The organism is Desertivirga xinjiangensis (genome assembly GCF_024436435.1).
GTDB lineage: Bacteria > Bacteroidota > Bacteroidia > Sphingobacteriales > Sphingobacteriaceae > Desertivirga > Desertivirga xinjiangensis.
Genome location: NZ_JAFMZP010000004.1, coordinates 738,119 through 762,928 on the forward strand (window position 1 = coordinate 738,119; position 24,810 = coordinate 762,928).

Consider the following 24,810-nt stretch of genomic DNA (forward strand, 5'->3'; position numbering starts at 1 on the left):
AAGGAAATACGCATTTTTACATCTCATGGATATTGCGGAGTATTTAGCCAGGGCTTTTGTGGCGAGCCCCACGCAACAGCAGCGGGAAGTTTTTGCTGAACTTGAAAAGTTCATTTCTTTTCGACAGAATGAAGGCTGTTTTGTGTTGAAAGGATATGCCGGAACGGGTAAGACAACTATAATCGGGACATTGGTTAGGGTGCTGCCTTCTGTTGGTTTAAAATCTATTTTACTTGCTCCGACGGGAAGGGCTGCAAAAGTTATTTCTACTTATTCGGGTAAAAAGGCTTTAACCATACATAAAAAGATATACCGGAAGAAGTCGGCAATGAGTCTCGATATGAATTTCGTGCTGGCGCAGAACCTGTCGAAGAATACACTTTTCATTGTAGACGAGGCTTCCATGATTTCTAATGACACCACAGACTTTAGCCGGAGCAGTCTCTTACACGATTTGCTGGAATATGTATACAGTGGTGAAAATTGTAAACTGATGCTGGTTGGAGATACGGCTCAGCTGCCCCCAGTGGGTTCGGAAAACAGTCCAGCTCTGGATAATAAACTATTGAGAGATTATTTTTCACTTAAGGTCTTCGGTTATGAACTCACCGACGTGGTAAGACAGCAAAAAGAATCAGGAATATTATATAATGCCACTCATATCAGGAACCTGATAAGGAGTAAAAAGGAAGAGTTTCCCAAACTGATCGTAAAAAAATACCCCGATATCTACCGGATGACCGGCGAAAAGCTGGAAGAAGGCCTGCAATATGCTTATGATAAATACGGCATTGAAAATTCGCTGGTAATATGCCGCTCGAATAAAAATGCGAATAGTTACAATCAGCAGATTCGTAACCGGATACTGTATCGTGAAGAAGAATTAACGGGTGGCGACTATCTTATGGTTGTTCGTAACAATTACTTTTGGCTGGAGAAAGAAAAGGAATCGTCAAGTGCCTTTATTGCAAACGGGGATATTGTAAAGGTACGGAAAGCAAGGGCCGTTGAAGAGATGCACGGGTTCAGGTTCGTCGATGTGGTACTCGAATTTATTGACTACCCTGAGGATGAACCATTGCATTGTAAGATCATGCTCGATACGTTGTATACTGAAGCTCCCAGTCTTACCAGTCAGGACAGCAAGCGCTTGTATGAAGCGGTAATGGCAGATTATGCGGATATCCCCGATAAGAAAAAAAGAATGGAAGCATTAAAGACTGACCCTTATTACAATGCCCTCCAGGTGAAGTTTTCTTATGCGGTTACTTGTCATAAAGCACAGGGTGGGCAGTGGGACGCCGTTTTTGTAGATCAGGGCTATCTTACGGATGAGATGCTGAACACCGATTTTTTAAGATGGCTATATACCGCTGTAACCCGTCCGGTTAAAGAACTGTTCCTGGTAAACTTCAGTCAGCAATTCTTTATAAGCTGATTTAATTTACCCAGATTAACTGAAATTTATGATAAAGACTGTGCCTTCACCGGGTGCACTTCTTACTTCTATGTTCCCGCCCATGGCAACCACCTGTGCTTTTGTAATATATAAGCCTACACCTTTGCTTTTACTGTTTTCATGAAAAGTCTGGTAGATACCAAAGATGCTGTCGCCATGCTTTTTCAGGTCGATACCCAGGCCATTGTCTCTCACTTCCATCAAGATCTTGTCGTTCTTTTTTAAGGTTCTGACGGATATTTCCGGTTCGCGATCTGGGTGTCTGTATTTGATGGCATTTGATAACAAGTTTTGGAATATGCTTTCCAGGTAGCTCTTCGGATATTTTAATTTTGGAACTTCAGAGAAGTCATAATGTAAAATGGCGTTTGATTTTTTGATGTCGGCCGACAGGTTCTTTACGACATTATTGTAGATCTGTTTGAAGGTAAGCTCTTCATGTACCGCGTAGGATTCATGTTTGCTCCTAAGCATGTCGATCAGATCATCCAGCTTTACAATCAGATTATCGGCAACTTCTTTGATTATATCCAGCAAATGTTCTTTTTCTTCCTCTGTAACCGCCTCTTCATATAATTGCAGCAGCGCGATAAGGTTAACGCCGGGAGAACGCAGATCATGTGACGCTATGTAAGCGAATCTTTCAAGTTCGTCATTTTGTTTGATCAAGTCCTGGCTCAGGCTCTGCAGTTCAGTTTTCTGAGATTCGAGTATTTCGTTTTTGTTTTCCACTTCTTTAAACAGTGCAGATAAAGTCTCGCGGTTCTGGACAATACTTATAAGGGCTGAAATGACGATTATCAGCAGGATCCAGTTACTTATGACTGAAAAAATCTGTGTTTTTTTGGTGAGTTTCTCAATCGACGCGTTGTTATCTATTAATCTCTCCTTTTCGATCTTAGAAATTTTATTAATGAGTTTAGTGATGTCATTCATCACCTGGCGCCCCGAGGGATCATTTACTTTGTCGAGCGCCAAACCTTGCTGTCCCTGCCTGTACCAGGTCATGATACTTGCTAACTTTTCACTTTTAATTTTCATTAAATGGTTTAAGTTAGCCAGATTCTTATGTTGTTCAGGGTAAATGCTCAGGTTGGAGTACAGATGGAAATAGGTGTCTCTCAGCCGCTCTACCGCCTGTAAATACGCGTCAATGTAAGTACTGTCACGGGTAAGAAGATATCCTTTTAATCCGGATTCTGCATCTTTCAAATTATCAAAAAGGTAGTGGGTCGTTTCTATTGTTTCATAAGTTTTCTGCGAACGTTCATAGCTTTTTCCATTCTTTGCCGACTGCAAAAGGAAAAAAACCGTATTCACAACAATCACTACAATTGTTGCCCCGATAAGATAATAAATGCTTTGAGCATTTTTCATAGCTTGATTAGATAGTGCAGATTTTGGCTAAAAATATCATTTTTTATGACATAATGCCATTTTTTACTCATATCATCATGCATTAAAGGCTGGTAACCAGCTGCTAAAACGAATTTATTATTTTAATAATTATTAAAATGCTTTACCTTAGGCAGATGAGATTTGACCAGCATTCTCTCTAACCAGATAACTTTTTAAATAAAATGAGCACAAACACTTATGATGCTATTGTAATTGGCTCTGGAATTTCAGGCGGATGGGCCGCCAAAGAACTTACAGAAAAAGGGCTGAAAACAATTTTACTTGAGCGGGGACAAAATGTTGAGCACGTAAAAGATTACGTGAATGCCAACAAAAATCCCTGGGACTTTCCGCACAGAGGAGGTCGGACACAGCAAATGATCGAAGATTACCCTGTATTAAAACGTGACTATGCCTTGAATGAAATGAATCTCAGCTATTGGACCAATGAGAAAGAAAATCCATATGTTGAGGTAAAACGTTTTGACTGGTATCGCGGATATCATGTAGGTGGAAGGTCATTAATGTGGGGACGCCAGAGCTATCGCCTCGGTGATCTTGATTTTGAAGCAAATGCAAAGGACGGGATTGCTGTTGACTGGCCAATAAGGTATAAAGACATAGCTCCATGGTATAGTTATGCCGAACGCTTTGCAGGAATAAGTGGTTCAAAGGATGGCTTACCACAGCTGCCCGATGGAGACTATCTACCGGCAATGGAAATGAACTGTGTAGAAAAGGATGTTGCTGACCGCATTAAAGAGCATTATAAAGGTTTACGGCATATGATAATGGGCCGTACTGCGAACCTTACCGTTCCGCATCACAACAGGACTAATTGCCAATACCGTAATAAATGCTGGTTGGGTTGCCAGTTTGGCGCCTATTTCAGTACACAATCTTCTACTCTTCCAGCCGCTATGGCCACAGGAAATCTAACTTTACGGCCTTTTTCTATTGTAACCAGGATCTTGTACGACAAAGATTCAAAAAAAGCCAGGGGCGTGGAAATACTCGATGCTGAGACTAACCAGACATATGACTATTTTGCTAAAGTTGTGTTTGTATGTGCCTCATCGTTAAACTCCGCCTGGGTACTTATGAATTCGGCCACTGATGTATGGCCTGAAGGTTTAGGGAGCAGCAGTGGCGAACTCGGACATAACCTGATGGATCATCACTTCCGTTGCGGAGCTTCAGGAAAGGCTGATGGTTATGAAGATAAATATTATTACGGCCGCCGGCCTAATGGCATATATATTCCGCGGTTCAGGAACCTCGGAGCTGATAAGCGCGATTATATCAGGGGGTTCGGATATCAGGGTCGTGCCAGCCGGGAAGGCTGGAGCCGCGAGATAGCAGAGCTTAATATCGGCGCTCAGTTTAAGGAGGCATTATGCGAGCCGGGAAGGTGGAGTATCGGTCTTACTGCCTTTGGAGAGACGCTTCCTTACCATGAAAATAAAGTAAGCCTTGATAAAACTAAAAAGGATAAATGGGGATTGCCGGTTCTCGCCATCGACTGCGAGATTAAGGATAATGAGAAGAAGATGCGTAAGGATATGATGCTTGACGCGCAGGAGATGCTTGAGATTGCCGGAATGAAAGATGTGACTACTTATGATTCAGGATACGCCATGGGCCAGGGAATTCATGAAATGGGAACTGCACGAATGGGCAGGGATCCTAAAACTTCTGTCCTCAACGAATGGAATCAGGTTTGGGATGCTAAAAATGTATATGTTACAGATGGATCGTGCATGACTTCTGCCAGTTGCGTAAACCCCTCACTCACTTATATGGCACTTACGGCAAGGGCGGTGGACCATGCAGTTAAGGAGTTGAATAAAAGGAATATTTAATCGAAAAATATGTCTGAGAGTAAAAATCAAACTTTAAAAAGCTCAAGAAGAGATTTTATAAAGAATACGGCAATTGCTGCCGCTGGATTTATCATCGTACCCCGGCATGTCTTAGGCGGAAAAGGATTTGTGGCGCCAAGCGATCGCTTGCTCATCGCAAGTATCGGCGTTGGAGGTAAGGGGGAAAGTGATATAAATAGCTTTTATAGTAGTGGTAAGGCCGATATAGCGTATCTGTGTGACGTTGACGACCGGAGGGCTGCGAATTCCATCAATAAATATCCCAAAGCGAAGTATTATAAAGACTGGAGAGTACTGTTTGACAAAGAAGCGAAAAACTTTGATGCGGTTTCCGTCTCCACTCCTGATCATAACCATGCAGTACAAACTTTGGCTGCAATGCAGCTGGGGAAACATGTTTATGTTCAGAAGCCTTTGACTCATGATATTTATGAGGCCAGGATCCTTACTGATGCAGCGAAGCGTTATAAGGTAGTAACTCAAATGGGTAACCAGGGTGCCTCCGGAGATGGCGTTCGTCAGCTCAAAGAATGGTATGACGCTGGGGAGATCGGGAAGGTGCATACCATTTATACCTGGACAAACCGGCCGGTTTGGCCTCAGGGAATAGCCTGGCCTCAAACGCGGATAGATGTGCCTAAAGAACTTGACTGGGATCTGTGGCTTGGCACAGCACCGTATAAAGAGTATGTGGATAAGGTAGTGCCTTTTAACTGGCGCGGCTGGTGGGATTACGGAACAGGGGCTCTTGGTGATATGGGTTGCCACCTGATGGAGGCTCCTTTCAGCATACTTGGTTTACAGTATGCAACGGATGTGGAATGCAGCGTGGGCACGGTTTATGTGGATGAGTTTAAGCGTGGGTATTTCCCTGAAAGTTGTCCTCCGTCTAGTCACGTTACTCTAACATTTCCGAAGACTGATAAAACAAAAGGTCCGGTCAAAATGCACTGGATGGATGGCGGAATTCAGCCAGAGCGGCCAGAAGAACTTAACGCCAATGAATTATTCGGAGACGGAGGTAACGGTACTCTATTTATCGGAACTAAAGGTAAAATGATGTGTAGTACTTATGGCGCTAATCCGAGGTTATTGCCTTTGTCGCGTAACCAGGAGGTGAACGTCAAACAAAAACTTGAGAGGGTGCCCGGTGGAGCAGACGGACATTATGCCCAATGGGTGGAGGCTTGTATTGCCGGTTATGGAAATAAAGAGGTGAGCTCTCCTTTCGAAATTGGAGGACCGCTTACTGAAGCATTACTAATGGCCAACCTTGCTATCCGGGGAGCCGATATCAGGAAGCCAAAAGCTAACGGTAAGGGTTTCGATTATCCGGGAAGCAATATTAAGCTACTATGGGATAACCAAAATATGAGGGTGACCAATTTTGATGAAGTGAACCAGTATGTTAAGCGCGATTACCGTAATGGCTGGTCGTTAAATCTCTAATTTTAATCTATCTATTTCATTTCAAACATATGAACAGACGCGAAGCAATTTCAAGGGTTGCGTGGATGCTTGGAGGAACGATTCTGGGTGCAGAATTATTTGTCGATGCGGCATGTACCACGAAAACAAACCGTGTAAACGAACTTTTTACAAGTGAGCAGGTAACGCTTCTTGATGAGATAGCGGAGACCATACTTCCGCAAACCAGTACGCCAGGGGCCAAAGCCGCGAAAGTGGGCGAGTTTATGACAGTAATGGTAAGGGACTGTTACAAGCCTGAAGATCAAAAGGTCTTTGTGAAAGGAATATCTGATCTTGAAGCTGCCTGTGAAAAAAAGCACGGCCAAAAATTTCTTGAATGCAGCGCTGAACAACGGACCGCGCTGCTTATAGATCTGGACAAGGAACAGAAAGAATTTACCGCCAAGAAAAAAAGCGAAGAAGCGAATCATTATTTCAGGATGATGAAGGAGTTAACCCTCCTTGGATTCTTTACTTCAGAACCAGGAGCTACCCAGGCATTGAGATATGTGGCAATCCCAGGGAAGTTTGATGGCTGTATGACTTATAAAAAGGGAGATAGGGCCTGGGCAACGTAAACTAGTAAGTTATAAGTTTAAAATTCAAGTAATAAGTCGGAGTTCGTAACTCGTAACTCGTAATTCGTAAATATATAACATGTTAAAAAAACTCCGGTTAGGAATGATCGGCGGCGGGGAAGGCGCCTTTATAGGCGCCGTTCACCGTATCGCAGCTCAGATAGATAACCAATATGAACTTGTTTGCGGCGCTTTTAGCAGTGATGCGGAAAAATCACGACGGAGCGGTCAGGCCCTGGGTATCAGCAACGACAGGGTTTACGCTTCATACCAGGAATTATTTGAAAGGGAAAACCTGCTTCCGCCCGCTGAAAGGGTGGAGGTGATCAGTATTGTAACGCCGAATCATCTGCATTTCCAACCCGCGAAACTCGCACTGGAGAACGGGTATCATGTGATTTTAGATAAGCCGATGACCTTCTCTCTCGAAGAAGCTATCGAGCTTAAACAGATCGCAGGAAAAAGTGGACGTTCTTTTTGTCTTACACATACTTATACGGGTTATCCTATGATAAAGGAGGCCCGTCACTTCATCCGGTCCGGACAGCTTGGAACCATAAAGAAGATCTATGTTGAATACCCGCAAGGCTGGTTAAGCACTTTCGAGGAAGGGAAAGATAATAAGCAGGCGGCATGGCGTACAGACCCTCAGAAAAGCGGGATTGCGGGGGCGATGGGGGACATAGGTACTCATGCCTTTAATCTGGCTGAATATGTAAGCAATTTGCAGGTCAGTAAACTTTGTGCCGACATAAATACTGTTGTGGAAGGAAGACGACTCGACGACGATGGTACAGTGCTCCTGAAGTTTAGCAATGGTGCCAGCGGAATGCTTTTAGCCACTCAGGTTGCCGCCGGTGAGGAAAATAATTTGAGGATACGTGTTTATGGCGAAAATGGAGGAATTGAATGGCAGCAAAGTGACGCCAATACTTTACAGGTTAAATGGTTAAACAAGCCGGCCGAAGTTTGGCGTACAGGCTCAGCTTACCTCAGCTCATATGCGCAACATAATACACGAACTCCCGCTGGGCATCCTGAAGGCTACCTGGAAGCCTTTGCCAACTTGTACCGCAACTTTGCTTTAACGGTAAAAGCTGGCTTGGAGGGAAGGGTGCCCGAGGAGGAATGGCTGGATTTTCCGGGTGCTGAGGAGGGCGTGCGAGGTATGGCTTTTATTGAGCATGTGATACGTTCAGGGCAATCAGCAGAGAAATGGACTGATTTTAATATTTGAGAAAGACACTATTAGATTAATAATAAAGAACTCATTAATTTAAATAATGAATACCATTAAAGGACCCGCAATTTTTCTTGCCCAGTTCATGGGTGATATGGCACCTTTTGACTCGCTTAACGGGATATGCCGCTGGGCTGCTGACCTGGGCTTTAAAGGCATACAGCTTCCCACAAACGACCTTCGTTTTATAGACCTTCAAAAAGCGGCCGAAAGCAAAGATTATGCAGATGAACTAAGAGGTATAGTTAATAGTTTTGGTCTGGAAATAACCGAACTTTCCACTCATTTGCAGGGACAACTGGTGGCAGTGAACCCGGCAGTTGATTCATTGTTTGATGCATTCACTCCGGAGGCCTACAGAAATAATCCGGAAGCAAGAACCGAATGGGCGGTACAGCAATTAAAATATGCCGCCAAAGCTTCTCAAAATCTGGGATTGAACGCTCATGCAACGTTTAGCGGAGCTTTGTTGTGGCCAATGGTCTATCCCTGGCCCCAACGTCCTGCCGGTTTGGTGGAAACAGGCTTTGATGAGCTGGCAAAGCGTTGGGCTCCCATATTAAACTACTTCGACGAATGCGGAGTAGATCTTTGCTATGAAATCCATCCAGGTGAAGACCTTCACGACGGGATAAGTTATGAGATGTTCCTCGAGCGGGTAAATAATCACCCAAGGGCCTGCTTGCTTTATGATCCCTCTCATTTTGTACTTCAATGCCTTAATTACCTGGAATATATCGACATTTATCATGAACGGATCAGAATGTTCCATGTGAAAGATGCTGAATTCAGACCAAGCGGAAGACAGGGAGTATACGGTGGATATCAAAGCTGGGTAAACCGGGCCGGTCGTTTCCGTTCACTGGGTGACGGACAGGTCGACTTTAAATCAGTATTCAGTAAACTTACGGAATACAATTTTAAGGGCTGGGCCGTAATGGAATGGGAATGTGCTCTTAAGCACCCTGAAGACGGAGCCAGAGAAGGAGCAAAATTTATAAAAGATCACATTATAAGGGTGACAGAACGGGCATTTGATGACTTTGCCGCTTCAGGTGACAGTTTACAATTTAATAAAAAGTTATTGGGGTTAGAGTTATAAGTAGTAAGTTATAAGTAGTAAATTATAAGTAGTAAGGTTTTAGTAGTAGGTCTTAAGGCCCCTGCTAGCGAACGCCTGCCGCGTGTGCTATACAACTAAGCAATTTTAATTTTTAAAATAGTAGATCATAAAATAAATCACACACATGAAAAAAATGATAGTTATGCTATGTGCATCTGTTGCCATAGCCGCTTGTACCAGCAATTCAAATTCAGGAAATACGGAGGATACCGTAACGGCCGGAGAGCATGCTGCATCCGCGAGGCAGTCGGAAGTGGATACTTCAATAAATAATACGGGAACTAATCGTGGCTCAGGTTCTGAGCCTGCCGGGGCCTATGAGAAAGGTGCTCAGCTGATATCTTCTTCCGATTGCCTTAGCTGTCACAAGGTGGATCAGAAAATTGTAGGTCCTTCGTATAAAGAAGTAGCTCAAAAATATGAAGCTAATGAAGCCAATGTGAGCTACCTGGCCGGCAAGATAATTAAGGGAGGTAGTGGAGTATGGGGAGAGATCCCAATGACGCCGCACCCTACCTTAAGCGAGGATGATGCAAAAGAAATGGCTAATTATATATTATCTCTAAAATAAGCTTATGAAATTTAATGTAATCAGTACCATACTTTCAGCAGGGGTGCTAGTATTATGCATGTCTCTGAAGTCCGACAAAAGTAAAGCTAAAAAAGACGGATGGATAAACCTGTTTGACGGTAAAAGCACACATGGCTGGCATAGCTATGGAAAGAATACTGCCGGGGCTGCCTGGAAGGTTGAAAATGGAGCCTTGCGTTTAGACGTAGCCGCAAAAAAAGCTAATGGGGGTGGAGGTGATCTTGTCACTGATGGAGAGTATTCTGACTTCCATCTGAAACTGGAATGGAAGGTAGCTCCTGGCGGGAATAGTGGTGTGATCTTCTATGTAAAGGAGGATGTTGCACAATACAAGAACACTTATAATACAGGACCCGAAATGCAGGTCCTGGATAATGAACGTCATCCTGATGCTAAGATACATAAACACAGGGCGGGTGATCTTTACGACCTTATCCCAAGTAAAAAAGAAACTGTTAAACCTGCCGGCGAATGGAATAAGGCTGAAATAAAAAGTAAGGACGGAAAATTGCAGTTCTTTTTAAACGGGACTGAAGTTGTTTCTACCACCCTTTGGAATGAGGATTGGAAGAAGCTGGTGGCAGGAAGCAAATTTGCCTCAATGCCGGGTTTCGGAACTTTTAAAACCGGAAAAATAGCCCTGCAGGACCATGGCGACGAGGTATGGTACCGAAATATAATGATTAAAAAGCTGTAAGTCGTTTAAAAACCAAACAAAAATCATGACTTTAACTAACCGCTTCAAATTATCAACCATGATGTTCCTCGAATTTTTTATCTGGGGAGCCTGGTTTGTTACATTGGGAACTTTCCTAAGCAAAAACCTCGGAGCTACAGGAACTCAAATAAGTCTGGCATATCTTACACAATCTATCGGAGCCATTGTAGCGCCATTTATTATTGGTTTGATTGCAGACCGTTTTTTTGCCGCTCAGAAGATACTGGGTATCCTGCACTTTGCCGGGGCCGGATTGTTGTGGCTTTCTTCAGACTCTGCAAATTTTGATGATTTTTTTCCGGGCATCCTGGTCTATATGATCTTATTTATGCCAACCCTCGCCCTGGTAAACTCCGTGTCGTTCAGACAGATGAAGGATCCGGGTAAGGAGTTCCCGCCGATCAGAGTTCTCGGGACAATTGGCTGGATCATTGCCGGACTCACCATCGGCTGGCTAAACTGGGAACAAGCCGGGCAATTGAACCTGACTTTCCGGACGGCAGCCATCGCTTCAGCATTACTTGGAATATTGAGTTTTACACTACCGGATACCCCGCCGTTAAAAAAAGAATCTAAAACATCGTTAAAAGATGTTCTGGGATTGGATGCCATTGGTTTACTGGCTAACCGCTCATACCTGTTGTTTTTCCTGGCATCAGTAGCAATTTGTATCCCCCTGGCTTTTTATTACAATTTCACTAACCTTTTTCTCAATGAAGCTGGTATGAAATCGGCGGCAGGTGTTCAATCGTTGGGCCAGGTTTCTGAAACTCTGTTCATGCTTTTAATTCCGCTCTTTTTTGTCCGCCTGGGTGTAAAGAAGATGCTGGCAATTGGGATGCTTGCCTGGGTGCTCCGTTATGTGCTTTTTGCGTTCGGAAATGTGGATGCGAACTACTGGATGCTGATCGGCGGAATTGTGCTGCATGGCATCTGCTACGACTTCTTCTTTGTTACCGGGCAGATTTATACGGATAATCTGGCAGGCGAGCGATTTAAAAGTGCTGCCCAGGGAATGATCACCCTGGCTACTTATGGGGTGGGTATGCTGATTGGTTCCCTGGTATCGGGACCTATAGTTGACGCTTACAGTTCTGGAGACGTGCATAACTGGAAGATGATCTGGCTGATACCGGCTTTAATAGCTGCAGTGGTACTACTGCTTTTTGTACTGCTGTTCAAAGACCGGAAATCGGTAAATGCCAGGGAGGATGCGAGGGACTTGTCGGAAATGGAGAAAATAAACCCTGTAATATGACTTTAAAACAGAATCGCCGTACAGCCGTGAAGAGTATCCTGGCAGGCGCTGCTGCCATTACAACCGGAGGAGTTCTAATATCGGAACAAGCCTGCAGTAAAGAAAAAAAAATGACGCTAAAAGGTAACATTAACCATGCGGTATGCCGGTGGTGCTATAACCAACTTAGTTTGGACGAACTGTGTGTGGTGGCGAAAGAAATTGGAATAAAGGCTATTGACCTGGTGGGGCCAAAGGACTGGCCTGTTCTTAAAAAGCATGGCATTGATTCGTCTATGTGTAATGGCGCGGAGATTAATCTTGTAGATGGTTGGAACAATCCGAAGCATCATCAAACACTGATCAAAAATTATTCAGAGACGATCCCCTTGGTTGCTAAGGCCGGGTATAAAAACCTGATCTGCTTTAGCGGCAACCGCAATGGTATGGATGATGAAACTGGTCTCATAAATTCTACCGAAGGCCTAAAACAAATATTGTCACTTGCTGAACGACACAAAGTTACTATAGTGATGGAGCTCTTGAACAGTAAAATAAACCATAAGGATTATCAGTGTGATAAAACCGCATGGGGAGTGGAATTGGCCAAGCGACTGGGTTCGGAGAACTTCAAATTGTTGTATGATATCTATCATATGCAGATTGACGAAGGAGATGTTATCCGGACTATTACAGACAACCATCAATATATCGCACATTATCATACAGCAGGTGTTCCCGGGCGGCATGAAATTGATGAAAGCCAGGAATTGTATTATCCGGCGATAATGGAAGCAATAAAAAAAACAGGGTTCAAGGGTTATGTTGCCCAGGAGTTTATTCCGGTGCAGGACGACAAAATAGCGTCTCTTAGAAAGGCGATCCAGATATGTGATGTGTAAACAAAATGCGAGTTTCAATTCTTAGCACACGCGGCACGCGTGCGCTAGCAAGAGTTAGCATATGTCGGCGCACGCGTGCCGCGTGTGCCTCGCTAGCTTCAATGAACAGACACCTATTAATCCAGTTATAAACTTGATATGACGAACAGAAGAACATTTTTAAAAAATGCAGGAATACTAGCAGGGGGGATTTTAATAAGTCCTGCCCTTGCACAATGCGGGGCTGAAGCAAAAGGAAGAAATATTGGTTTGCAACTGTACTCCCTGCGCGATCAAATCTCTGAGGATGTAAAAGGGGTTATAGCCAAAGTTAAGCAAGCCGGATACAGCACCGTAGAAACTTATGGATACTCGGTGAAAGACAAATTCTGGGGCCTGAGCCCGGCAGCCTTCGATAAGTTGTTAAGTTCGAATGGTCTTACTTCATTCAGCGGGCATTATGGTCTTGATGAATATCTGGTTAAGGGTGGCAACAATGATGTCCTCAAAACCTATATTGAAGCAGCAAGTGCAATTGGCCAAACATATATTACCATCCCGCATGTTGCTTCACATATTGTAAGTGATGCCGACGGCTATAAACAGGTTGCTGAAAAGCTAAATAACGCTGCTGAACTGTGTAAATATTCAAAGTTGCGCATAGCCTATCATAACCATGATTTTGAGTTCAACAAAATAGGTCAGGATGAAACTGGTTATGATATACTTTTAAAGGAAACTGAGCCATCTATGGTTGATTTTGAACTAGATCTGTATTGGGCAATCAGAGCAGGCATAGATCCGGTAGCCCTTTTTTCAATTCATTCCGGCAGATTTACCATGTGGCACGTGAAAGATATGGACAAGAATAATCCTAAACTCAACACAGAAGTAGGAGCAGGCAGTATCGATTTTACAAAAATACTTGCCGCCGAGAAAGCTTCCGGCCTGAAACAGTTATTTGTGGAACAAGAGAATTTCTCTAAAGATCCTTTCCAAAGTATAAGTCAAAGTTACCAGTATCTGCATACTAAATAAGTGAATTGCGGGGCCATTGCAAAGATGGGCTCCGCATTGCACTCTCCGCAACAGCGGTTCGATAAATAATACTAAGGCCTTGTCGAAAAGCGTCCCGGCATTCACTGATAATATTTGACATAATAGATTCATTTACTACGAGGGACTCGGGTGGATTCTTCTTAAAAGCCTATCTTTGCGGCGTATGTCGCAACCCGTTACTCCTTATAAAGATGAGAAGGCTACCAAAAAAGAACAGGTAGCAACCATGTTTAACAATATTTCTAAAACTTATGACTTTCTGAACCACTTCCTGTCGCTCGGAATTGATATTATCTGGAGAAAAAAAGCCATCGGGGAATTGAAAAAAGACTCCCCTCGGTTCATTCTGGATGTAGCAACAGGAACAGGGGATTTTGCCTTTGAAGCGTTACAGATATTAAAGCCGGAAAAAATCACAGGAGTGGACATTTCGAGTGGGATGCTGGAAATAGCCAATCAGAAAATAAGGAAACGAAATTTGCAGCAAAAATTTGAGGTTTCTCTCGGGGATTCTGAGAAGCTGCTATTTGATGATAATACCTTTGATGCGGTAACCGTTGCTTATGGGGTAAGAAACTTTGAGAACCTTGAAAAAGGTATTGCAGACATGCTGCGTGTACTTAAACCAGGCGGAAAAGCGGTGATCCTGGAGTTCTCAAAGCCTACTATGTTCCCGGTTAAACAGTTATACAGCTTCTATTTTAATTCCATAACTCCCGCTATCGGTAAGGTTTTTTCCAAAGACAATAGCGCCTATAAGTACCTGCCTGAGTCCGTTGGGGCTTTCCCTGATGGTAAGAAGTTTACTGAACTCATGGAAAAAGTAGGATACAGGGAAACTAAAAATCGTCCTTTAGCGTTTGGAATTTGTTCCATTTACACTGGTATTAAATGATAAGAATACTCGGCGCGTTTATTTTATTTCTGTTTTCTATCCATGCTGCTAAGGCGCAAAGTGCTCCGAACATGGGCGGCGGAGTAGATGATGAGAGGCTGCACTTTGGATTTACATTTCAATATATCAGCGCTGAATACAAAATTCTTAAAAAGGAGTCGTGGCGTGAGCCTTTTTTCCTCACGGATGAAGGGAAAAGTATGGCGGGTCCCTATAGTATAAGCTCTTCTCCAAAGCCTGGCTTTGGCTTAGGTTTTGTGTCCGACCTTCGAATGGGCACGAATGCTAATTTGCGTTTTACACCGATCTTAGCTTTTAGCAATGCTACTCTTGATTACGTTTATGATGACGATCAGCCACCTACAATTGAGACTGTTCAAAAAGAAGTGCAGGCAACTTTTGTGAATCTGCCCTTGGGAATAAAATTAAAATCAGAAAGAAGGCATAACTTTCGGGCATATATTCTTGCAGGAGGCAGGTACTCGATGGATATAGTGTCCAAGAAAAAAACTGACGACGCAGATAAGATTTTGAGCGAAAGGTTTGTTAAAAACCGTAAAAGTTTTTTCTCCTACGAAGCAGCCATCGGATTTGATCTTTACTTCGAGTATTTTAAGCTATCTCCTGAAATCAAATTTTCACAATCTATAAATAGTGTTTTAAACACCAAAGAAGAACCTAACCCTTACACTTCACCTGTAGACAAGCTTTTTCTCAGAAATTTCCAATTCAGCTTATATTTTGAATAAGTTCTGCTATTTTTTGTTGACCTTAACTGGCTTTATAGTAATTTCGGCCTTTTACTAAAGATATGTCACAAATAGCATTAATTACAGGGGCAACTTCAGGCATCGGCGAAGCATGTGCTAAGCTATTTGCAAAGAATAAATTTAACCTGATCTTAACAGGGAGGAGAGCCGAAAGACTCGATCAGCTCGCTCATCAGCTGACGATGGACTTTGACATAGAGGTACAAACCCTGACGTTTGATGTGCAGAACAAACAAAGCGTAGAAGAAAATTTAGAAAATTTAAATTTACAATGGCAGGATGTTGATGTGTTGATAAATAATGCGGGCCTTAGTTTAGGACTCGAACCAATTGATCAGGGTAATACCAATGATTGGGATATTATGATAGACACTAACATAAAAGGGCTTTTGTATGTTACCAGGATAGTGTCGGGCTGGATGGTGAAAAGGAGGAAAGGACACATTATTAACCTGGGATCGATAGCCGGAAAAGAAACATATGCAAATGGAAACGTATATTGCGCAACTAAACATGCCGTTGATTCTCTGAACAAAGCAATGCGCATTGATTTATTGCAATATGGAATAAAAGTTACGGGAGTACACCCAGGAGCCGTGGAAACAGAATTTTCTGAAGTGCGGTTCAAAGGCGACCTGGCACGCGCCAAAAAGGTATATGAAGGCTTTGACGCACTTAGCGCTGATGATATTGCCGAAACCATTTGGTTTGCTGTGTCACGTCCCGCACATGTAAATATCAATGACCTTGTAATTATGCCGACGGCGCAGGCAAGCTCAGTTCATTTATTTAAAAACCTTCATGAGCGGTAGCTCACATACGGAGGGTGAAAATGTTTGAAGGTTCTTTGTGGCCTTTAAAAACAATTAGACTTTCACAAAAAGAGGAAAAGTAACATGTTAGAACAAACAATAAACCAGGAGATAAAGGCGGCCATGCTGGCAAAGAATGATGCTCGTTTACGGGGACTTCGGGCTATAAAAGCTGCTTTATTATTAGCGAAAACAGAAAAAGGTGCCTCAGATTCAGTTACTGAGGAGGCTGAGATCAAAGTACTTCAGAAACTTTCTAAACAAAGGAAAGAATCTGCAGATATTTATAAAGCCCAGAACCGCGACGACCTTTATAAAATAGAGATCGAAGAGCTCGAAGTAATTGAAGAGTTTTTACCAAAGCAATTGAGCAGGGAAGAGATTGTGGCTTATATTACTGAAGTAATTTCGAGAGTTGGTGCAAGTTCTGTGAAAGATATGGGAAAGGTGATGGGAACTGCAAACAAGGAGCTGGCGGGAAAGGCCGACGGAAAAACAGTTTCAGAAGTTGTCAAGCAATTACTGTCGTCATAGTATTAGCAGTCAACGGTTTTTTAATATCAGGCATAAAAGACTTACTTTTATTTCGTCTTTAGAATGCTTATTATAATTTACAACAGAACGTTTGTTTAAAAACAATGAGTTTTACGGTCAAAGAAGAAAACGGATTTAAATATATTGAAGAAGGTGAAGGCGATGTACTTCTGCTTCTGCATGGTTTGTTTGGGGCATTAAGTAATTGGGAGGATGTAACAAATGCTTTTAAATCTCAGTACAGGGTTATTATCCCTTTATTGCCAATTTATGAATTACCCCTGCTCACTACAGGAGTAACCACCCTTGCAAAACATGTGCATAAATTCGTTAAGTGGAAAAAGCTTCAGAATATCATTGTTCTGGGTAACTCCCTGGGAGGACATGTGGGGCTCATTTTCACATTAAGTCACCCTGAGTGTGTTAAATCTCTTATCCTGACTGGCAGCTCAGGTTTATATGAAAACTCTTTTGGTGGATCTTTCCCGCGTCGGGAGAGCTACGACTTCATAAAAGAGAAAGTTGCCTATACTTTTTATGATCCTGAATTTGCTACAAAAGAACTCGTTGATGAGGTTTTTGATACGGTAAACGACCGTAACAGGGTAATCAGGATACTTGCTATGGCAAAATCTGCCATCAGGCATAATATGGCAAAAGATTTGCATAAGATCACCATACCAACATGCCTGATATGGGGAAAAGATGATAAAGTGACCCCGCCGGAAGTGGCTGAAGAATTTCATCAGCTCTTACCCAATTCAGAGCTAAATTGGGTAGATAAGTGCGGACATGCTCCAATGATGGAGCAGCCTCAGGAATTTATTGAATACCTGAAAAAGTTTTTAGACCGGGTTCTACTAAAGTAAAAGCAATGATTGCACGCGAACTAATATCAGATGTTATACCTCCATTAAGTACACAAGATTCTATTCAGAAAGTACTTGATCGTATGGCGGAGTTCCGTGTAGATCATATGCCTGTAGTTGAAAATAAGCAATTACTCGGATTGTTATCAGAAGACGATCTGATCGAGGTACAGGACTATTCCACAGCAATTGAAGCTAATAAGATCTCTCTGAATAATACTTGCATTTACCAGGAGCAGCATATATATGATGTTATCAGAGTTTTTGGAGAAAAGCACCTTAGCTTAATTCCTGTACTGGATGAGAATAGTAATTATCTCGGTGTTATTTCTGTAAATACCATGGTCGAGTTTGTAGCCTCTATAACGGCAGTAAAAGAACCAGGGGGAATAATTGTATTGGAGATAGGTAACCGGAATAATTCATTGGCTCATATATCTCAGGTTGTTGAATCCAATAATGCTCAGATACTGAGTTCTTATATAAGATCATTTGCCGACTCGACACGCCTTGAAATAACCCTTAAAATTAACAGATACGACCTTTCAGCAATTATAGCTTCCTTTATTCGTTACGATTATACGGTACTTTCTACTTATAATGATCTGAAGGCAGAAAATAGCAAGGGCGACAGGTATGACCAACTGATAAATTACCTTAATATATAATGTCTATAATTAGGTGGTTAGCAATATCACTATATCAAACACATTCATATCTGTAAAATGAAGATTGCAATATACGGAAGGGAATTCAGCAGTAACGCTCTCCCTTATGTTCAGCAGGTTTTTGATTGCCTGTTGCAATTTGGAATCAAGCCGCTGGTGTATTACAAGTTCCATCATTTTATCCTAAAGAACAATCTCCTGTCGGCTCCATTAGAAACTTTCAAAGACTATAATGATTTGAAAGGACAAGCTGATGTTCTGATCAGCCTCGGAGGCGACGGTACCATGCTTGATACACTTATCCTGATAAGGGATTCTGAAATACCCGTAATTGGTATAAACCTTGGACGTCTGGGCTTCCTGGCAAGTATCAGCAAAGATACTATCAGACCGGCAATCGAGAGTCTCCTTAAGCGAGAATATACTTTAGACAGCAGAGGGCTGCTTAGTATTGAGTCTGAAAACAACGTATTTGGGAATGAAAACTTTGCGCTAAACGATGTTACCATTCATCGGCGCGATAATTCGGCCATGATGTTGATTCACGCCTATATAAACGGCGAGTTTCTCAACTCCTACTGGGCCGACGGACTTATCGTTGCAACGCCAACCGGTTCAACCGCTTATTCGTTAAGCTGCGGAGGACCGATTGTATTTCCTAAATCTGAAAACTTTCTAATTACCCCCGTATCACCTCATAATCTTAATGTTCGGCCGGTTGTCATGTCAGATTCATACGTTTTGTCGTTTGAGGTCGAAGTTCGTAGCTCCAAATACCTTTTATCCTGCGATTCGCGCACAGAAGTGATAGATTCAACCCTTAAGTTCAATGTACGGCGGGCCGATTTCGAATTTAATTTGGTCAGGCTTAACAATGAAAGTTACTTATCTACGTTAAGAAACAAACTATTATGGGGAATAGACACCAGGAATTATTAGTGCAAAGTAATAGGCTGACTGAAACAAAATCCAGCTTTTCTCAGTAAGATAGTTTTGTTAATTTTTAATCAGGAGTTCCGGGTGTATAGGATTATAAAATTCTGCTCATTTTTTTTGTCTATCATCCTGTTGTTCTATTCAAGACCGGCAGCTGCTCAAAGCTGGGATATTGGCGGATTTGTAGGGGCCTCAGGGTATATGGGAGATTTGAATCCTGTTAAGGTTTATAAGCTTACTAACCTGGCTTTTGGAGGACAGATTAAACGGAGCTTCGATCCTTATTGGTCGCTGAAATTAGCTTTTACGCATGGTGAGATCCAAGCCAATGATGCCAGGTCAGAGAATGCACATTCTCGGGAACGAAATATTAATTTTTTTACTCCTTTGACAGAAGTAAGCCTCCAGACAGAGTTTAACTTTTTTAGTTACGTACCATCACAAAGCAAAAAGCTATATACGCCGTTTTTATTTGCAGGTATCGGTCTGGTTGGATTTAACCCACAGGCAAGATACAATGGTGAGGTTTACGAATTGCGACAATATGGAACAGAAGGCCAGAACTTGTCTGTACCATACCGGAATTATGCCATAACTGTTCCGTTCGGTGCCGGTTTCAAGTATAATATCAGTGGCAAATGGAGCCTGATAGCTGAGGCGGGGTACAGGACAGCTTTTACTGATTACCTTGATGATGTTAGCCAGAGATATCCTTATGAAGATAATTTACAAGGTTCAGGAGATGCTGCTTTTGTTGAACTGAGAAGACAGCTGGCCGATCCATCACTTTCAAATACCGGCGTTGAGGGAACTCAGCGTGGTGATTACCGGAAAAGAGATACCTATATGTTTGTGGGGCTTTCCCTAACGTTCTCTATTTTTAAAAACGGCTGTCCCGTAGTTGCTTATTAAGCGCGATTTTTATTTGAAGCTGTATTAATTATTTTTTCATACCAGCAAAAACTCACTAAGTTTCTTACCTTTACGCCCCGAATATCTGGCCTATCGGGCTCTTAAGATGAAAATGAGTTTACTGGATCAAATAGATAAGAATAAGCTGCCGAAGCATGTTGCTGTGATTATGGATGGTAACGGCCGATGGGCGAAAGAAAAAGGTAAACTACGGGTTTTTGGCCATCAAAACGGCGTTGTTGCCGTTCGCGATACCGTCGAAGGTGCTGTTGCTGCAGGCATTCCCTTCATAACCCTTTACGCTTTCTCTACCGAAAACTGGAATCGTCCAAAACTTGAAGTGATGGCTTTGATGGAGCTTCTGGTAGCCACTATAAATAAAGAAACCAAAACACTAATGGATAACGGCGTACGTTTAAATGCAATAGGGAACCTGTCGCTATTGCCCGAAAGGTGTCGTCGCCAGCTTGAGGAAGCTATTCATAAAACATCCGCTAACAGCAGGTGTACATTAACCCTCGCCTTAAGCTATAGCTCCCGCTGGGAAATTGTTGAAGCCGCAAAGAAGCTGGCCCAAAAAGTACAGGAGGGTGATATTGCGCCCGATGATATTAATGAGCAACTTTTTTCGGAGTCCTTAACAACAGGCGATATGCCGGACCCGGAATTAATGATACGTACCAGCGGGGAATTCCGGATCAGTAATTACCTGTTGTGGCAATTGGCGTATGCTGAGTTATATTTTACTCAAAAATTATGGCCGGATTTCAGACGGGAAGACTTATATGAAGCAATAATTGATTATCAAAAAAGAGAACGCCGTTTTGGAATGACAAGCGAGCAGGTCAACTAATTTTCCCTTTTAACAAATATTAACAACTGTTTAAGCTATTTTAGCGACGTTATAGATTCAAATGAATAAGTATTTAATCACATTATATTTACTAGTATTTAGCACTGCTTCTTTTGCTCAGCTTGGAGGTGGCAGAAACCCGGGATTTCGCCGCCCCCCAGTCAGCCAGGATGAAATAAGTTACCTGAACCCAAAAGAATATACTATCGGTGGTATCACTGTGAGCGGAACCCAACACCTGGATAAAGAGATTCTGATCCAGATTTCGAAGCTTTCTCAGGGTGATCGTATCGAAGTGCCTGGCGATGCTACTTCAAACGCGGTTAAGAATCTGTGGGCACAGGGATTATTTGATGATGTACAGCTAAATGTAAGTCAGATAAAGTCAGATACAATTTTCTTTGACATTGCGGTAGTTGAACGTCCCCGTTTGACCCGTATTGAACTGACAGGTTTAAAAAAAGGAGAAACTGACGACATCAAGGAAAAACTTGATGATAAAAAGGGAAAGATTGTTAATGAAAGCCTCTTGAGCACCAGTACCGCCATTATAAAAAAGTATTTCAATGAAAAAGGCTTTTTGTATGCCGATGTAACATTTAATCAGAAGAAGGATCCTTCTGAAGCAAATAATGTTATCCTGGAAATCAAAGTTGACAAAAAATCTAAAACTAAGATAAATAAGATATCTTTTTCAGGTAATAAAGAGTTTAAATCAGCCCAGCTGAAAAAGTTTCTGAAAAAAACCAAAGAGCGTTCACGTATTAATATCTTCCGTTCTGGTAAATTTCTTGAAAATAAATACGAGGAAGACAAACGTACGCTGATTGCAAAGATGCAGGAGAAAGGTTACCGGGATGCAGAGATTCTCAGAGATTCTGTAGTTCGAAACCCCAATGAGACAGTAAATATCGGCATCTCACTGTATGAGGGGCCTAAATACTATTTTGGTGATATTAAATGGGCCGGGAACGCCATTTATACAACAGAGGCTTTGACTAACATATTGGGTATTGAAAAAGGTGATGTGTTTAGTGAAGAGAAACTCGAGAAGAAGCTTCGCGGAAGCGCGAGCGGCGATGATGTTTCATCACTATACCTGAATAATGGCTATCTAACTTTTGGTGTAGACCCGGTACAAACCAGGGTTTATGGCGACACCATTGACCTTGAGCTTAGGATATTCGAAGGTCCTCAATACACTATCAATAAAGTGACCCTTCAGGGAAATGATATTACCAACGACAAGGTGGTAATGCGTGAGATCCGGACGAAACCCGGACAAAAATTCTCCAAAGAAGCGGTTGTTCGTACTACTCGTGAGATAGCACAGCTGGGTAACTTTGATGAGCAAAAGACGGATGTTCGCCCGATTCCAAACCCTTCAGACGGCACTGTGGATATTGAATACACCGTTGCTGAAAAACCTTCTGACCAGATCGAGCTTTCCGGAGGTTTCGGTGGCGGCCGTATTATCGGTACTCTGGGTCTTACCTTCAATAACTTTTCAGCCCGTAACCTATTTAACTTAAAGGAATGGAAACCCCTTCCTAAAGGTGATGGTCAGAAGTTAAGCATAAGAGGCCAGACCAACGGTAAACAGTACCAGTCATATAGTTTTTCTTTTTCTGAGCCCTGGTTAGGTGGCAAAAAGCCGGTGTATTTTGGAATAAGTGCATTTACCTCATTGAGCTCCAACCAATACTATGATGATATTCCGGATGAGAGCATCCAGAGGATCCGCTTAAACGGTTTGACCTTTAGCTTGGGCCAGCGTCTGAAATGGCCAGATGATTATTTCCAGATCAATCATGCTGTTAACCTTCAGCAATATAAACTGAAGAATTACGGTGGTTTCCTGTTTTCGACCGGAACTTCTTATAACTTCAACCTGACACAAGAGCTGAGCCGGAACTCTGTTGATGCGCCGATTTATCCAACTTCAGGATCGCATTTAAAACTGACCATTCAGGCAACGCCTCCTTATTCATTAATAAATAATTTAAATTACCGTACAGCTGTAGACGAGGATCGCTACAGGTTTACAGAGTACCATAAGTGGAAGTTCGAATCGCAGTGGTATCAGCGTGTCTATGGTAAGCTAGTGCTTAAAGCGCAGGCTCAGTTTGGATTCCTGGGAATGTATAACCGGGCAGTCGGTCAGTCGGCTTTTGAGCGCTTTAAATTAGGAGGAGATGGAATGCAGGGCTTTGACTTTTTGCAAGGATCGGAGGTGATCGCGATGAGAGGATATGAAAATAACTCAGTAATTCCTGAGGGGGCAGACCCGAACATTGCACGTAATTCTGGAAGCCCGATATTTAACAAATATATTTTAGAGCTCCGCCATCCAATTACTTTGAACCAACAGGCCACAGTTTTCGTATTAGCATTTGCTGAGGGAGGAAATACCTGGAATAGTTTTAAAGACTACACGCCTTTTAATGTGAGGCGTTCTGTAGGTGTGGGTGCTCGTATATTCCTGCCTATATTTGGATTGCTGGGTATTGACTATGGATATGGATTTGACTCTATACCGGGTTTACCTGACGCCAATAAAGGCCAGTTTCACTTCAGTATAGCACAGCAACTTAGCGGAGGATTCTAAGTATATCAAAAATGCTTACATTGAGATTATTTTTTAAATTAAACCAAATTGAGGCACTTGACTCAAATAAAAAAATATTATCATGAAAAAATTTCTGTTTGTTTGTTTTTTTGTATTTATTGCAAGTGTTTCTGCTTTCGCCCAGCGATTTGCATATGTAGATAGTGAGTATATTCTACAACATATACCGGAGTACACTTCTGCTCAAAAGCAGTTAGACGCACTTTCGCAAACATGGCAAAAAGATGTTGATGCGCGATTTGCTGAAGTAGAAAAGATGTATAAAGCGTACCAGGCAGACCAGGTTTTGCTTACGGACGAGATGAGGAAAAGGCGCGAAAATGAGATCGTAGAGAAGGAAAGGGCCGCAAAAGAGTTTCAGAGAACTAAATTTGGTTTTGAAGGCGAGTTGTATCAGCAGCGTATCAAGATGATAAAACCTATTCAGGACAGGGTGGCAAAGGCGGTACAGGCAGTGGCTGAAAATGCTCAGCTTGATATGATCTTTGATAAAAACAGTAACGTCATAATGTTATATGCAAGTTTACGTTTAGATAAAAGTAATGACGTTATAACCAGGTTAGGGTACAAACCCGGAACCTTAGCAAAGTAAAAGTTTAGAACAAAATATAATTTTTTAAATCAGAATGAAGAAACTAGTTAAAGTAGCAGTAGTAGCTGTTGGATTATTTTTAAGTGGGGTTGCGGCAAACGCCCAGCAGAAATTTGGGCATATTGACTCAGGCGATCTGCTACAAGCCATGCCAGAGATGAAAGCGGCTGATGCAACCTTTAAAACATTTCAGGAGCAAAAAGAAGGTGCCTTGAAACAAATGGATAGCGAGCGCCAGAAAAAGATCGTTGCTTATCAAGATAAGTATAAAACCTTAAGTGAAGCTAATAAAGAAACTTTAGGTAAAGAATTAGAGACTCTTGGAAAAGAGATTCAGGATATGGAAAAACGTATCGCTGAAACTCAGCAGAAAGCGCAACAGGAACTTCAGGCAAAACAAGCCGAGCTTTATCAGCCAATCTACAAAAAAGCTGAGGATGCTGTAAAAGCGGTTTCAAAAGAAAAAGGTTACTCTTATGTATTTGATGTTTCTCAGCCTGGCGTTGTTTACTTTGACGGCGGAGATGATATCATCAACCTGGTTAAAACCAAATTAGGAATCAGCACTTCAGCTGCTGCTCCAAAAAAATAAAGAACAAATTCTTTCTTCTAAAAGAGGCTGTCTCAAAAGGATAGCCTCTTTTTTATTTTGCTAGATTTTCGTATTTTAAAGGCATGGGAACGACGCCTGTTTTTAAGCCA

Annotated in this window: 24 protein-coding genes; 23 read left to right on the plus strand and 1 reads right to left on the minus strand. The window is 42.2% G+C overall.

Annotation, left to right across the window (positions count from 1 at the left end; all coding sequences use genetic code 11):
* Positions 1-25: 25 nt before the first annotated feature.
* A complete protein-coding gene (locus J3P37_RS14140; RefSeq protein ID WP_256011983.1) occupies positions 26-1,438 on the plus strand; it encodes an ATP-dependent DNA helicase in 1,413 nt (470 codons plus the stop codon).
* Positions 1,439-1,453: 15 nt separating this feature from the next.
* Here J3P37_RS14140 and J3P37_RS14145 read toward each other — a convergent pair whose 3' ends face one another.
* Positions 1,454-2,836, minus strand: a complete 1,383-nt coding sequence (locus J3P37_RS14145) for a sensor histidine kinase (protein ID WP_256011985.1) — start codon at positions 2,834-2,836, stop codon at positions 1,454-1,456.
* 203 nt (positions 2,837-3,039) lie between these two features.
* On the opposite strand from J3P37_RS14145, the gene J3P37_RS14150 reads away from it, so the two are divergent.
* The 22 genes from J3P37_RS14150 (at position 3,040) to J3P37_RS14255 (ending at position 24,700) form a co-directional block, all read left to right on the plus strand.
* Positions 3,040-4,719 (plus strand): GMC oxidoreductase, encoded by a 1,680-nt coding sequence (locus J3P37_RS14150; protein WP_256011986.1) that lies wholly within the window; start codon positions 3,040-3,042, stop codon positions 4,717-4,719.
* Positions 4,720-4,728: 9 nt separating this feature from the next.
* Positions 4,729-6,189, plus strand: a complete 1,461-nt coding sequence (locus J3P37_RS14155) for a Gfo/Idh/MocA family protein (RefSeq protein ID WP_256011988.1) — start codon at positions 4,729-4,731, stop codon at positions 6,187-6,189.
* A gap of 29 nt (positions 6,190-6,218) precedes the next feature.
* Positions 6,219-6,788 (plus strand): gluconate 2-dehydrogenase subunit 3 family protein, encoded by a 570-nt coding sequence (locus tag J3P37_RS14160; RefSeq protein ID WP_256011989.1) that lies wholly within the window; start codon positions 6,219-6,221, stop codon positions 6,786-6,788.
* 79 nt (positions 6,789-6,867) lie between these two features.
* Positions 6,868-8,025: a Gfo/Idh/MocA family protein gene (locus J3P37_RS14165; protein ID WP_256011990.1), complete on the plus strand. Its 1,158-nt coding sequence runs from the start codon at positions 6,868-6,870 to the stop codon at positions 8,023-8,025.
* Between the two features lie 46 nt (positions 8,026-8,071).
* A complete protein-coding gene (locus J3P37_RS14170; protein WP_256011991.1) occupies positions 8,072-9,130 on the plus strand; it encodes a sugar phosphate isomerase/epimerase family protein in 1,059 nt (352 codons plus the stop codon).
* Positions 9,131-9,275: 145 nt separating this feature from the next.
* Positions 9,276-9,722 carry a c-type cytochrome gene (locus J3P37_RS14175; protein ID WP_256011993.1) on the plus strand — a complete coding sequence of 149 codons (447 nt, stop codon included), beginning with the start codon at positions 9,276-9,278 and terminating at the stop codon, positions 9,720-9,722.
* Between the two features lie 4 nt (positions 9,723-9,726).
* Complete coding sequence (locus J3P37_RS14180; protein ID WP_256011995.1) at positions 9,727-10,440, plus strand: 3-keto-disaccharide hydrolase; 714 nt, start codon at positions 9,727-9,729, stop codon at positions 10,438-10,440.
* A gap of 25 nt (positions 10,441-10,465) precedes the next feature.
* Entirely contained in the window at positions 10,466-11,719 is a 1,254-nt protein-coding gene (locus J3P37_RS14185) for a nucleoside permease (protein ID WP_256011997.1), read from the plus strand.
* Positions 11,716-12,600, plus strand: coding sequence for a hydroxypyruvate isomerase family protein (locus tag J3P37_RS14190; protein ID WP_256011999.1), 885 nt, complete (start codon positions 11,716-11,718; stop codon positions 12,598-12,600). The genes J3P37_RS14185 and J3P37_RS14190 overlap by 4 nt, the downstream gene beginning before the upstream one ends.
* Before the next feature lie 138 nt (positions 12,601-12,738).
* Positions 12,739-13,617, plus strand: coding sequence for a sugar phosphate isomerase/epimerase family protein (locus J3P37_RS14195; protein ID WP_256012000.1), 879 nt, complete (start codon positions 12,739-12,741; stop codon positions 13,615-13,617).
* 184 nt (positions 13,618-13,801) lie between these two features.
* Positions 13,802-14,533 (plus strand): bifunctional demethylmenaquinone methyltransferase/2-methoxy-6-polyprenyl-1,4-benzoquinol methylase UbiE, encoded by a 732-nt coding sequence (gene ubiE, locus J3P37_RS14200; RefSeq protein WP_256012001.1) that lies wholly within the window; start codon positions 13,802-13,804, stop codon positions 14,531-14,533.
* Positions 14,530-15,282, plus strand: a complete 753-nt coding sequence (porT, locus tag J3P37_RS14205) for a type IX secretion/gliding motility protein PorT/SprT (protein ID WP_256012002.1) — start codon at positions 14,530-14,532, stop codon at positions 15,280-15,282. Before ubiE ends, porT begins: the two co-directional genes overlap by 4 nt.
* A gap of 62 nt (positions 15,283-15,344) precedes the next feature.
* Positions 15,345-16,115, plus strand: coding sequence for an SDR family NAD(P)-dependent oxidoreductase (locus J3P37_RS14210; protein WP_256012003.1), 771 nt, complete (start codon positions 15,345-15,347; stop codon positions 16,113-16,115).
* Positions 16,116-16,199: 84 nt separating this feature from the next.
* Complete coding sequence (locus tag J3P37_RS14215) at positions 16,200-16,649, plus strand: GatB/YqeY domain-containing protein (RefSeq protein WP_256012005.1); 450 nt, start codon at positions 16,200-16,202, stop codon at positions 16,647-16,649.
* Between the two features lie 104 nt (positions 16,650-16,753).
* Positions 16,754-17,518, plus strand: coding sequence for an alpha/beta fold hydrolase (locus tag J3P37_RS14220; protein ID WP_256012007.1), 765 nt, complete (start codon positions 16,754-16,756; stop codon positions 17,516-17,518).
* Positions 17,519-17,523: 5 nt separating this feature from the next.
* Positions 17,524-18,186 (plus strand): CBS domain-containing protein, encoded by a 663-nt coding sequence (locus J3P37_RS14225; RefSeq protein WP_256012009.1) that lies wholly within the window; start codon positions 17,524-17,526, stop codon positions 18,184-18,186.
* Positions 18,187-18,243: 57 nt separating this feature from the next.
* A complete protein-coding gene (locus tag J3P37_RS14230) occupies positions 18,244-19,125 on the plus strand; it encodes an NAD kinase (RefSeq protein ID WP_256012010.1) in 882 nt (293 codons plus the stop codon).
* Between the two features lie 114 nt (positions 19,126-19,239).
* On the plus strand, positions 19,240-20,034 hold the full coding sequence (porG, locus tag J3P37_RS14235) for a type IX secretion system protein PorG (protein WP_256012011.1): 795 nt from the start codon (positions 19,240-19,242) through the stop codon (positions 20,032-20,034).
* Positions 20,035-20,146: 112 nt separating this feature from the next.
* On the plus strand, positions 20,147-20,887 hold the full coding sequence (uppS, locus tag J3P37_RS14240; RefSeq protein ID WP_256012013.1) for an undecaprenyl pyrophosphate synthase: 741 nt from the start codon (positions 20,147-20,149) through the stop codon (positions 20,885-20,887).
* A 61-nt stretch (positions 20,888-20,948) separates the two neighbouring features.
* Positions 20,949-23,495 carry an outer membrane protein assembly factor BamA gene (gene bamA, locus J3P37_RS14245; RefSeq protein WP_256012014.1) on the plus strand — a complete coding sequence of 849 codons (2,547 nt, stop codon included), beginning with the start codon at positions 20,949-20,951 and terminating at the stop codon, positions 23,493-23,495.
* A gap of 82 nt (positions 23,496-23,577) precedes the next feature.
* Positions 23,578-24,108 (plus strand): OmpH/Skp family outer membrane protein, encoded by a 531-nt coding sequence (locus J3P37_RS14250; RefSeq protein ID WP_256012015.1) that lies wholly within the window; start codon positions 23,578-23,580, stop codon positions 24,106-24,108.
* 34 nt (positions 24,109-24,142) lie between these two features.
* A complete protein-coding gene (locus J3P37_RS14255; RefSeq protein ID WP_256012016.1) occupies positions 24,143-24,700 on the plus strand; it encodes an OmpH/Skp family outer membrane protein in 558 nt (185 codons plus the stop codon).
* Positions 24,701-24,810 lie beyond the last annotated feature (110 nt).